The following is a 10,405-nucleotide window of genomic DNA, read 5'->3' on the forward strand; positions in this document are numbered from 1 at the left end:
AGAGCCTGGTAGATCGGCACCGTGCCGATCGGCACCGGGCTGTTGCGGATGATCCACTCGCGCGTTTCGTGAATGTGCTTGCCCGTCGACAAATCCATGACTGTGTCGCCGCCCCAGCGGATCGCCCACGTCATTTTGTCGACTTCCTCGCCGATCGACGACGTCACGGCCGAATTGCCGATGTTCGCGTTGATCTTCACGAGGAAGTTGCGGCCGATGATCATCGGCTCGCTTTCCGGGTGGTTGATGTTCGCCGGAATGATCGCGCGGCCGCGGGCGATTTCCTCACGGACAAAGTCGGGCGTGATTTCGCGCGCGGCGTCGGCGCCGAAGGCGGCCGCACCGAAGGCCTGGCCCGGGTGCTGACGGCCCATCATCTGCGCGAGCTTGGCGCCGTTCGGGCCGCTCGCACGCAGGCTTTCGAGGTATTCGGCGCGACGCTGGTTTTCGCGGATCGCGATGAATTCCATCTCGGGCGTGATGATGCCGCGGCGCGCGTAGTGCATCTGCGTGACGTTCGCGCCCGCTTTGGCGCGGCGGGGCGTGCGGTGCAAGCCCGGGAAGCGCAGCGAGGACGTGGCCGGATCGGCGGCGCGTTCGCGGCCGTATTGGCTCGTCAGGCCCGAGAGCGCTTCGGTGTCGCCGCGTTCTTCGATCCAGGCTTGGCGCAGCGCGGGCAAGCCCGCGCGGATGTCGATCTTGGCCTGCGGATCGGTGTAGGGGCCCGACGTATCGTAGACGTAGATCGGCGGGTTCTTTTCGCCGCCGAAGCCCGTGGGGGTGTCGGCCTGCGTGATCTCGCGCATCGGCACGCGGATATCCGGGCGCGAACCCGTGACGTAAATCTTCTGCGAGTTGGGCAGCGGGGCGACAGCGGCTGCGTCGACGTGCGCTTCGGACGAAATGAACTTCGGATTGGCACTCATGGGAATCTCCTGAATTAGGGCGCTAATGCAGGAGACGACAGGAAGGTCGGGCGGATGAGAAGAAGGCGCCGAGCGGCTAGGGCTCGTACGCTTCCCTGCGCTGGCATTATCCAGATCAGGTTCAAAGGGTATTTCTCACCCGCGCGTACCGAGTGCGACGGCACGACGCAGGACCCCCGCGTTAGCACCGCAGAAGATACACCGGGCGACACGCGTTTGGCAACCGGCGGTGACGGCATCGTCCTTGCGCGGCCGCCGGGGCCGCCAAAGCCGTCGCCGCGGCGAAATGCCCGTCCGCTGCGCACCAGCGTGGGGCTTGCTGCCCGCGTGTGCGCGATCGACCGTTGCATAATGACGACGTATCGCCGGAATAACCCCGCTACTTGTGCGCTTGCCCGAAGCCTGTCGACCTACATGCCGCCTCGCCTCTCCCGTTTTGCCCGTGCCGTGCCGATCGACTTACTCCTGCGGATTCGTCTGCCGCGCACACGGGGCGGACGCATTGCGCTCGCGCTCGCCATCGTCTACTTAGCGTGGGGCTCATCCTACCTGGCCGTGCACGTCGCGCTCGAATCGTTTCCGCCGCTGCTGCTCTCGGGCCTGCGCAATGTGATCGCGGGAATCGGGCTGTTCTTCCTCGCGACGCGACGCGCGTTTGTCTGGCCGACACCCGCCCAAATTCGCAATGCCGGCATCGTCGGCACGATGCTCGTGGGTTTCTCCAGCGGCTTGCTCGCGTTCGGTATGCGCAGCGTCGGCACGGGCACGGCAGCGGTGATGGTGGCGACGGTGCCGTTGTTCGCGACCGTCATTTCTGCGCTCGCCGGCCGGTCGATCGCAAAAGGGGAGTGGGTGGCCGTCGGGTTGGGGTTACTCGGGATTTTTATTCTCAATCACGGCGACACCTCGAATTCATCGATGAGCGGCACGATCGTCATTCTTTGTGCTGCGCTCTTCTGGGCGGTCGGTGCGCATCTTGCGAGCCAGCTCGCGCTGCCGACCGATTTGTTTTTGTCGACTGCGCTGCAGATCGGCCTCGGGGGCGCGATCTCGACGTTGATCGCATTGATCGGTGGCGAGCGGGTGAGCTCGCTGGGGTTCGGTTCGCTGTTCGCGTTCTTGTATCTGATGTTCGTGGCGACGATGGCCGCGTACGTCGCCTACGGGTTTCTGATTCGCCATACGAGCCCGATCGTCGCGAGCAGCTGCATGTACGTGAATCCGATCGTGGCCGTTGCGTTGGGTGCGCTCACGCTGGGCGAGCCCGTGACCGGCGCCACGCTCGTGTCGACCTGCGTCATTCTCGCGAGCGTGGCGCTTTCGTTCTGGTTCGATCGGAGGAGGGCGGGTTAGGCCCTTAGTTTGCTGTCCCAAGGCCACGAACGCGCACTGCGCGGCTCGTATTCGTCGGATGGTTGGGACAGTGGAGGTGGGAGATGAAGACGGTTCATAATTTAATCGCGTTCGCGGGTGCGGCATGCCTGCTCGCGGCCTGCGGCGGCGGCTCGAATGATGTCGGCAAGGAAGTGGGGCTGCAAACCCCGGAAATCCACTTCGTGAACGCCGTGCCGATCGCGCCCAACGGCTCCGCCGCTCCCAACCTCGATTTGTTCGTGAATGGCTCGACGCTGTCCGGCCAAACGAACGTGCCCTATAAAGGCGTGACGAACTTCGCGAACATCGGCACGGGCAGTACACAAGTGGGCTACGGCGTTACCGGCTCGAGCGCGAGTTCCGCGCTGGCGAGTGGAACGTTCCCCGACGTGGCGAATGGCCACGAGTACACGGTTATCGCGCTGCCGAGCATCACGGCGAGCAACGGTTACGGCATCGGCCTGATCGACGATCCGTTCGACAAAGGCCTGCTGTCCAACCAGGCGCGGGTCCGTTCTTTCAATGCTTCGCCGAACGCGGCCGATGTCGACGTCTACATCGTGCCACCGGGCACCACGAGCGTAGCGGGCTTCAGCCCGACCATGGCGGGCGTGTCTTACGGCCACGCCGTGCCGGCTTCGGGCCAAGACTCGTTATATTTCTCGGGCGGCAACTATATGGCCATCGTGACGGCCGCGGGCACCACCGCGCCGATTTACGAATCGGCGCAGTTCAATCTCGCCAACAACGCCGACTGGCTCATTTCGACGGTACCCGCGGGCGGTGTCGCGAGCGCGCTGGTGCCCGGGCAGATTCACTTGCTCGTGGCTCAAGGCGGCAATACGTCTCAGCCCGCGCTGGAACTGGCCAATGCGCTGACAGGCCATTAAGCTCAATCGATCAGCGAGCCGTCCGTTTCGTAGAACGGAAAAGGGCCTTCGCCTTCGTCGACATAAGCATGATGCGTGACGATGCCGGTTTCGGGTGCGTATTGATGCAGCGCGAAGGCGGGCGGCTCCAGGCGGAATGCGGACGGCGCGTTCTCGCGCAGATCGAGCGCGACTTGATGTGCCGGAGCCGGTACGGCGGAAGCGATCGTCCCGGCGAATCGCGTGAAAATCGGGCGATGCACGTGACCGCAGATGACACGTTCGACGTTCGTGTAGCGGCCGACGATCGCTGCCAATTGCTCGCTCGATTCCGGATCGAGCCGCTGGCGGTCCATATGTCCGATGCCGGAGACGAACGGCGGATGATGCAGCGCGAGCACGACGGGTTTGCCGCGGGCTTGCGCGAGCTGCGTCTCGAGCCACGCGAGGCGTGCCGCGCACAAGTGACCGTTGCTCTGCTGCGGCATTTGCGAATCGAGTGCGATGAGGCGCAGCGGCCCGGCGTCCACAGCGTACTGGACGAATTCCCCTCCGGCGTGCAAATAGGCGTGATCGTCGAACACTTCACGTAGCGCGGCGCGCTCATCGTGATTGCCGACAAGCAGGTAGACAGGCATCGTGAGCGGCGCGAGCAGCTTCCTGAGCGCTTCGTATTCGGCGGGACTGCCCAAATCGACGAGATCGCCGGTGACGACCACCGCGTCCAATTTGGGCTCGATCGCATTGAGCCGCTCGACACAACGTTCGAGATACGCTGCAGTGTCGACGCGTCGGTAGGCAAGCGCGCCGGGGCGCTTGATATGAAGATCGCTGATTTGGGCCAATAGCATGGGGGATCCTATAGCGATGTTTAGGTGTGTCGACGGTGCGGGATCAAGGCAGGGCAATCAACCCTTCCGGCGCAATTTCAATACCAACCATTGCACCGGGCGACCATTCGCTGCGTCCCGCGACGTCGATGACGAGCGTGTCGGGTGCGGCGCCCGTTACCGTCACGCGCGTGCGCTCGCCGAGAAACGAGACCGATTCCACGACACCGTGCAGCGACGCGTCTTTCGGGTGCACGAGCCGCCCGTCCTCGGGGCGGAAGAAGAGTTCGCCCGGCGTGCCGTTCGTTGCGGCTGTCGGCAGCGCTTTCGGCTGCTGTCCGGCCAGCCGATTGATCGTGCCGACGAACTGAGCGACGGCGCGGTTAGCCGGACGATAGTAGATCTCGCGCAGCGTGCCGATCTGTTCGATGCGGCCCGCGCTCATGACGACGATGCGATCGCCGAGCTCCATGGCTTCGGCCTGATCGTGCGTCACGTAGACGGTCGTGACGCCGAGCCCGCGCAGCAGCGTATTCATCTCGCGCCGCAGCGCATCGCGCAGGCGCGCATCGAGAGCGGTCAGCGGTTCGTCGAGCAGCAGCACACGCGGCTCGCGGGCCAGTGCGCGCGCCAATGCGACGCGTTGGCGCTGGCCGCCCGAGAGCTGATGAATCGGCTTGTCGGCATGGGCTTCGAGCCGCATCATCGCGAGCAATTCGTCCACCCGCCGGCGGGCGAGCGCGGGCTCGGCTTTGGCGATCTTCAGCCCATACCCGACATTGCCGCGTACGGTCAGATTCGGGAACAGCGCATAGCTCTGAAACACCATGCCGACGTGCCGCCGCTCGATCGGCAGCCGCGTGACGTCGTCGTCGCCGAAGCGCACCGTCCCGCCCGCATCGGGCAATTCGAGCCCGGCGATGATACGGAGGGTCGTCGTCTTGCCGCAGCCCGACGGCCCCAGCAGCACGAGCGTCTCGCCCGCGCCGATAGAAAGATCGAGCGGCTCGAGCACGCGTGTGCCGTGGAACGTCTTCGCGCATTGCGTGAGGGCGATGGGAACCGGGGTGAATTTCATCGGAGTGAGTACGGTAAGGAGCGGTAGCGGTCGCGGGAAAATTAGTCGGTTTTATCCGCAGGACGGCGTGCGGCATCGGCGCGCCGCATGAGCTCGACCTGTCCGCCGCTCAAGCGTTGCATTGCGACGAGCAGCGGCATGGTCATCGCGAAAAACAGGATCGTGTAGGCGCTGCCGACTTCGATGCGCAACGAGGCATAGGTATCGGCAAGGCCGACAGGCAGCGTTTTCATTTCAGGCGTGTGCAGCATCCACGTCAAATTGAACTCGCCGACGGACAGCGTGACGACGGCGAGTGCGCCCGCGACGATGCCCGGCCTCAAATTCGGGAGCACGACCGTGAAAAAGCGCTGGGCGAACGTGGCGCCGAGGCTGGCTGCGCCTTCCTCGAGCGTGCGCAGATCGGCGCTCGCCGCTACGGCTGCCACGGCGCGCACCATGAACGGGAGCGTGAAGACGACGTGGCCTACGACGATGAACGCGATGCTCATGCGAAAGGCCGTGAAGCCGCCGTACACGACGATGAGCGCAAGCGCGGAAGCGAGCCCGGGCAGTGCGATCGGCAGCACGAGCAGTTCTTCGACCACGCGCGCCCAGCGCGTCTTGCTGCGAGCGAGTGCGTAGGCGGCGGGTACGCCGGTGACGAGCGTGATCGCGAGCGTGGCCGCGGCCACTTCGAGCGAAAGGAAGACAGAGCCGTGATATTGCGCCCAGACCTGGGCGAGCCAACGCAGCGTGAGCCCGCTCGATATCCCCCGAAAATAATTGACGGTCAGCCCCGCCAGGATCGACATGACGACGGGCACAACGAGAAACGCGCACAGGCCGAATGTCACGAGCCATTGCCCGAACGCGAGCAGTTTGCGCGGCGCGAGCTGCCCGGCCAGCCAGGAGGGGCGGCGATCGAAGCCGGACGTATCGGTAAGCTGATTCATCGGGCGCCTCACGCGGTGGCGGCGACGGCCGAGCCGGTCGCGCTGCGGGCGATGGCGAGCACGAGCCAGGTGACGATGCCGAGAATGACCGACAGCCCCGCAGCCGTAATCATGTTCGCGTTCAACGTGAACTCGGTGTAGATCGTCATCGGCAGCACATCGATATCGGTGGCCAGGGTAAATGCGGTGCCGAACGCGCCCATGGCGGTGGCGAAACAAATCGCCCCGGCCGCGACGAGCCCGGGCGCGAGGCCCGGCAACACGACATCGCGCATGATTTGCCAGGGCGATGCGCCGAGAGAGCGGGCGGCTTCTTCGAGCGAAGGATCGAGCTTCGTGGCCGATGCCATGACGGTGACGATCACGCGCGGAATGGAAAAGTACAGATAGCCGAGAAAGAGCCCGGTCATCGAATAGGCGAACACCCACCGGTCGCCCGTGAGCTTTTGCGTAAGCATGCCGATGAGCCCTTGGCGGCCGGCGAGCATGATGACCATGAAGCCGACGACCACCCCCGGGAAGGCGAGCGGGAACGTGAGCAGCGCTACGAGCGAGCGCTTTCCGGGAAACTCACGGCGCGCGAGCAGCAGGCCCGAAATGACCGACAGCACGAGCGTGGCCAATGTGACGGCGGCCGAGAGCACCACCGTGGCGATGAGGCTGTTCATATAGCGCGCGTTGGTGAGCAGCGCGCGATAGGTGGCGATGGCATGGCCGTTGCCGCTCACGTGAAGGAGCACGGCCATCGGCAGCAGCCAGAATGCGATGAAGACGGCAAGCGCCGGCGCGAGCAACGCGATGCGCCAGCGCAGTGGAAAGGTGATGTCGTGCATGATGATGACCGAGGCCGTATCGGGGGGGACGGATTGCGCGCGGGTGCTCGAGGCGGGAAGCGCTCGCGCGCAACGGGGTGATGCCGATCGATCGTGCCGCTTGCTTAGCCCTAGTGCATAACCTTCAGATATTGCTCGCCGAACGCCTGCTGCTTTTCGGCCATTTTTGCGAAATCGACCGTTTTCGCACGCGCGTAATCGCTCGCGGGCAAGAATTTGGCGGCTGCCTCCTTGCTCATCGTGCTCGCGCGCACCGGGCGCAGGAATGCGTTGGCCCAGATCTTCTGGCCGTCGTCCGACAGCACGAAATCGAGCACCTTCTTGCCGTTTGCCTCGTGGGGCGCGCCCTTCACGAGACTCATGACATACGGTACCGAGATCGTGCCTTCGGACGGGATCACGAACGCCACGTTCGCATGATCCTTGTACATGGCGCGATAGGCATCGAAGTCGTAATCGAGCAGGATCGGGATTTCACCCGAGAGCACGCGCGCATAGGCCGTTTGCTTCGGGACGATCGGCTGGTTGGCCTTGAGCTTGGCGAACCAGTCCAGGGCCGGCTTGAAGTTGTCGAACGAGCCGCCGAGCGCCTCGTTCACGGCGACGGCGCCCGCGTAGCCGACGAATGCGCTCGACGGATCGAGGTAGCCGATCATCCCTTTGTATTCGGGCTTGAGCAAATCGGCCCACGAGCGCGGCACGGGTTTGCCTTCGAGGGCGTCTTTATTGACCATGAAGCCGAGCGTGCCGGAGTGGATCGCGAACCAATACCCTTGCGGATCTTTCAGCCCGGCGGGAATGTCGTCCCAGTGCGCGGGCTTATACGGTTGGATCACGCCCTTGTCCTTCGCCTGGAAGGCCGAAGACACGCCGAGGTAGACGACGTCGGCCACCGGGCTCTTTTGCTCCGCGATCAACTGAGCGATGGCCTGGCCCGAATTCTTGTTGTCGGACGGCACGTGGATGCCTGTCTTGTCTTGCAGCGCCTTCAGTTCGCTGGCCCAGTCGGCCCACTCGGGCGGACAGTTGTAGCAGATCGCCGTTTGTTGAGCATGCGCGGTCGGCGCGAATGCGCCGGCGAATGCGAGCAGCACGCCAGCAGCGCTCGCGAGGCGCGCCAGACGGGCCAGGCATGCATGAAGGCTGGATGAGCGACGTATCACTTAAGGTCTCCTTGCGGGACGGGAAAGAGAAGAAATTGGACGTCGTGGGGGACAGCGCCGGCCCTTGCATGAGGGCGGCGCGCAAACACAAGCAGAAGCAGAAGCGGTTGCTTCCCGTCGTTTATGCGGCGGGGTGGGCGGGCAGGACGACGCCCGATGCGCCGGAAAGCGCGGCGATCGTCGCGCCTTTGCGCAACCTGTGCGGCAGCGTGAGAGACAGCGATTCGCCGTCGTCGGCACCGTCGATGCGCGCCATCAGGCGGCGCCACGCGGCGCAGCCGATTTCGCGGTTGGGCGTGCCGATGCTTGCGAGCGGCGGGGACAGCAGCTCGCCTACGGCGAGCCCGTCGAAACCGAGGATCGACATGTCTTCGGGCACGTTGTAGCGTGCGCGCCGCAGACCGCGCATGACGACCATCGCGAGCAGATCGTTGCTGCAAAAGAGGGCGGTGGGGCGGGCGGGGCCCGATGTGAGATGCGCGAGTACCGAGGGGGCGAGTTCGTCGGCGTTGAAATCGACCTCGAGCGCGGGCAACGGCGTCAACCCCGCCTGGCGCATCGCTTCCGAGTAGCCGCGATAGCGCAGACGCGCGCGGTCCGATTCGGCCAGCGTACCGGCCAGCATCATCACGCGCTCGTGGCCGTGCTCGATCAGCATCCGCACGCCGTCATAGGCCGCGCGGCGATTGTCGACCGACACCGATGGACGCCGTACCGTGTCGTTGTGCATGAGCACGTACAATTTGCCGTCCCGGTCGAGTTCGTCGAGCAGCGGGTGCGTATCGGCATCGGCCACCGTCAGGATCAGTCCCTCGACCCGTTGTGCGAGCAGCGTCTCGATGGCGTGGCGTTCCCTCGCGGCATCGTATTGGGTCGTCATCAGCATCAGCCGATAGCCCTGCGCCGCGGCCAGTTCGTCGATGCCTTGCAGGCATTCGGCGAAGACCGGATTCGCGAGCGTGGGCAGCACGACGCCGATGAGGCGCGTACGTTCGCCGCGCAGTTGGCGCCCGAGCGGACTCGGACTGAACTGCAGGGCCTCGATCGCCTCGCGGATTTTCGCGAGCGTGACCCGGTTCACCGTATGCGGTGCGTTGATCGCGCGAGAGACGGTAGCGATGGAAAAGCCGGCGTATGCGGCTACATCCTTGATTGTATGTTTCATTGCTGTCTGTACAGTCCGGTAGTACTGGGCCTGAAAACGTTTACGCCGCAACGATTATCCGGCTCGATTATGACTGAGCCATGACGTTTTTGCTCGATATTTGGGTTGAAAAAAATCTTTTCTTAGCTTGGCTCACGCCTCGCCGCTAGGCATAATCGGTCGCGATCGGACGGGCTGCCGGCGTATGGACGCCCGAAATGTTCTTCATCTTCACCAACTTGTAGAAAGAAAGGATCGACGCGTGAGCCTTTGGTTTTTGTTTTTTCTAAGCGTCCTGCAGGGCGTCACGGAACTGTTCCCGGTCAGCAGCCTCGGACACACGCTGCTCGCGCCGGCGCTGCTGGGTATGCACATTGATAAGCATGCGCCGCAGTTGATTCCATTCCTGGTGGCGCTCCATTTGGGCACGGCGTTTGCTCTGCTGTGGTATTTCCGCAAGCGCTGGGTTGCGCTCGTGGCCGGGTGGTTCGGGACGCTGGGTGGGCGGCGCAGCGAAGAGGGCCATATGATGTGGGCGCTCATCATCGGCACGATTCCGGCGGGCCTCGTCGGTCTGCTGCTCGAAAAGCGGCTGGAACGGATTTTTCATGATTTGCGGATCGTTGCGCTGGCGCTCGTCGTCAATGGCGTGCTGCTGTGGCTGGGCGATCGGCTGCAGCGCTCGCGTGCTCATCGTCCGCCAGAGAACCTGACATTCAAACAGGCGTTCCTGGTCGGCCTTGCGCAGGTCGGCGCACTGATTCCCGGTTTCTCGCGCAGCGGTCTGACGATGATCGCCGGCAATGCGGCGGGGCTGACCGCCGAGAGCGCGGCTGAGTTCGCATTCCTGCTCGGCACGCCGATCATCTTCGCGGCCGGGCTGCTCGAAATTCCGAAGCTTTTTCATACGCCGGGCCAACTGGGCAACGCGCTGGTTGGCGGTGTGCTGACGGCGATCGCCGCGTACCTGAGCGTGCGCTTCCTGATGCGCTATTTCGAAGGGCGGGGCCGTCTGGCGTCCTTCGGCGTGTATTGCGTATTGGCGGGCCTCGGCTGCTTCGCTTGGTTCATGGTGTATGGCCAACCGGGTTGACGTTGTGCTGCGACGTGTGGGGGATCGAGTATAATCGCGGCCCCCGGCTCGGTGTGGCCGGCACGTCGTACAATCACGCCTTCGCCTCCCCATAGTTCAACGGATAGAACACGGGTCTTCTAAACCTGAAATCGAGGTTCGATTCCTCGTGGGGGGGCCA

At 64.1% G+C, this 10,405-nt stretch carries 10 protein-coding genes, 1 tRNA gene and 1 riboswitch; of the genes, 4 read left to right on the forward strand and 7 right to left on the reverse strand.

The window, feature by feature from the left end; all coding sequences use genetic code 11:
* Positions 1-926 (reverse strand): phosphomethylpyrimidine synthase ThiC (locus ACTHL0_RS15175; protein WP_440567636.1); only part of this gene is annotated, 926 nt, incomplete at its 3' end.
* Positions 927-1,000: 74 nt separating this feature from the next.
* A riboswitch (TPP riboswitch) is annotated at positions 1,001-1,114 on the reverse strand.
* 226 nt (positions 1,115-1,340) lie between these two features.
* Here ACTHL0_RS15175 and ACTHL0_RS15180 point away from each other — a divergent pair.
* Entirely contained in the window at positions 1,341-2,279 is a 939-nt protein-coding gene (locus ACTHL0_RS15180) for an EamA family transporter (protein WP_440567637.1), read from the forward strand.
* Between the two features lie 83 nt (positions 2,280-2,362).
* On the forward strand, positions 2,363-3,190 hold the full coding sequence (locus ACTHL0_RS15185; RefSeq protein WP_440567638.1) for a DUF4397 domain-containing protein: 828 nt from the start codon (positions 2,363-2,365) through the stop codon (positions 3,188-3,190).
* A 2-nt stretch (positions 3,191-3,192) separates the two neighbouring features.
* Here ACTHL0_RS15185 and ACTHL0_RS15190 read toward each other — a convergent pair whose 3' ends face one another.
* From ACTHL0_RS15190 to ACTHL0_RS15215, 6 genes are all read right to left on the reverse strand, one after another.
* On the reverse strand, positions 3,193-4,020 hold the full coding sequence (locus tag ACTHL0_RS15190) for a phosphodiesterase (protein WP_440567639.1): 828 nt from the start codon (positions 4,018-4,020) through the stop codon (positions 3,193-3,195).
* 43 nt (positions 4,021-4,063) lie between these two features.
* Entirely contained in the window at positions 4,064-5,077 is a 1,014-nt protein-coding gene (locus tag ACTHL0_RS15195) for an ABC transporter ATP-binding protein (protein WP_440567640.1), read from the reverse strand.
* A gap of 41 nt (positions 5,078-5,118) precedes the next feature.
* Entirely contained in the window at positions 5,119-6,012 is an 894-nt protein-coding gene (locus ACTHL0_RS15200; protein ID WP_440567641.1) for an ABC transporter permease, read from the reverse strand.
* 8 nt (positions 6,013-6,020) lie between these two features.
* Positions 6,021-6,845, reverse strand: coding sequence for an ABC transporter permease (locus ACTHL0_RS15205; RefSeq protein WP_440567642.1), 825 nt, complete (start codon positions 6,843-6,845; stop codon positions 6,021-6,023).
* Between the two features lie 110 nt (positions 6,846-6,955).
* Entirely contained in the window at positions 6,956-8,008 is a 1,053-nt protein-coding gene (locus ACTHL0_RS15210; RefSeq protein WP_440567643.1) for an ABC transporter substrate-binding protein, read from the reverse strand.
* Positions 8,009-8,129: 121 nt separating this feature from the next.
* The gene (locus ACTHL0_RS15215) at positions 8,130-9,173 is read right to left on the reverse strand and encodes a substrate-binding domain-containing protein (protein WP_440567644.1); all 1,044 of its coding nucleotides are present in this window, start codon (positions 9,171-9,173) and stop codon (positions 8,130-8,132) included.
* A gap of 241 nt (positions 9,174-9,414) precedes the next feature.
* On the opposite strand from ACTHL0_RS15215, the gene ACTHL0_RS15220 reads away from it, so the two are divergent.
* On the forward strand, positions 9,415-10,245 hold the full coding sequence (locus ACTHL0_RS15220; protein WP_440567645.1) for an undecaprenyl-diphosphate phosphatase: 831 nt from the start codon (positions 9,415-9,417) through the stop codon (positions 10,243-10,245).
* 85 nt (positions 10,246-10,330) lie between these two features.
* Positions 10,331-10,405 (forward strand) — tRNA-Arg (locus tag ACTHL0_RS15225).

The organism is Trinickia sp. (genome assembly GCF_051961175.1).
Taxonomy (GTDB): Bacteria; Pseudomonadota; Gammaproteobacteria; order Burkholderiales; family Burkholderiaceae; genus Trinickia.

What these genes read in the sequence shown, in the direction of transcription:
- ACTHL0_RS15180 (WP_440567637.1), top strand. Translation starts at nt 1,341, where the DNA reads ATGCCGCCTCGCCTCTCCCGTTTTGCCCGTGCCGTGCCGATCGACTTA.
- ACTHL0_RS15185 (WP_440567638.1), top strand. Translation starts at nt 2,363, where the DNA reads ATGAAGACGGTTCATAATTTAATCGCGTTCGCGGGTGCGGCATGCCTG.
- ACTHL0_RS15190 (WP_440567639.1), bottom strand. Translation starts at nt 4,020, where the DNA reads ATGCTATTGGCCCAAATCAGCGATCTTCATATCAAGCGCCCCGGCGCG.
- ACTHL0_RS15195 (WP_440567640.1), bottom strand. Translation starts at nt 5,077, where the DNA reads ATGAAATTCACCCCGGTTCCCATCGCCCTCACGCAATGCGCGAAGACG.
- ACTHL0_RS15200 (WP_440567641.1), bottom strand. Translation starts at nt 6,012, where the DNA reads ATGAATCAGCTTACCGATACGTCCGGCTTCGATCGCCGCCCCTCCTGG.
- ACTHL0_RS15205 (WP_440567642.1), bottom strand. Translation starts at nt 6,845, where the DNA reads ATGCACGACATCACCTTTCCACTGCGCTGGCGCATCGCGTTGCTCGCG.
- ACTHL0_RS15215 (WP_440567644.1), bottom strand. Translation starts at nt 9,173, where the DNA reads ATGAAACATACAATCAAGGATGTAGCCGCATACGCCGGCTTTTCCATC.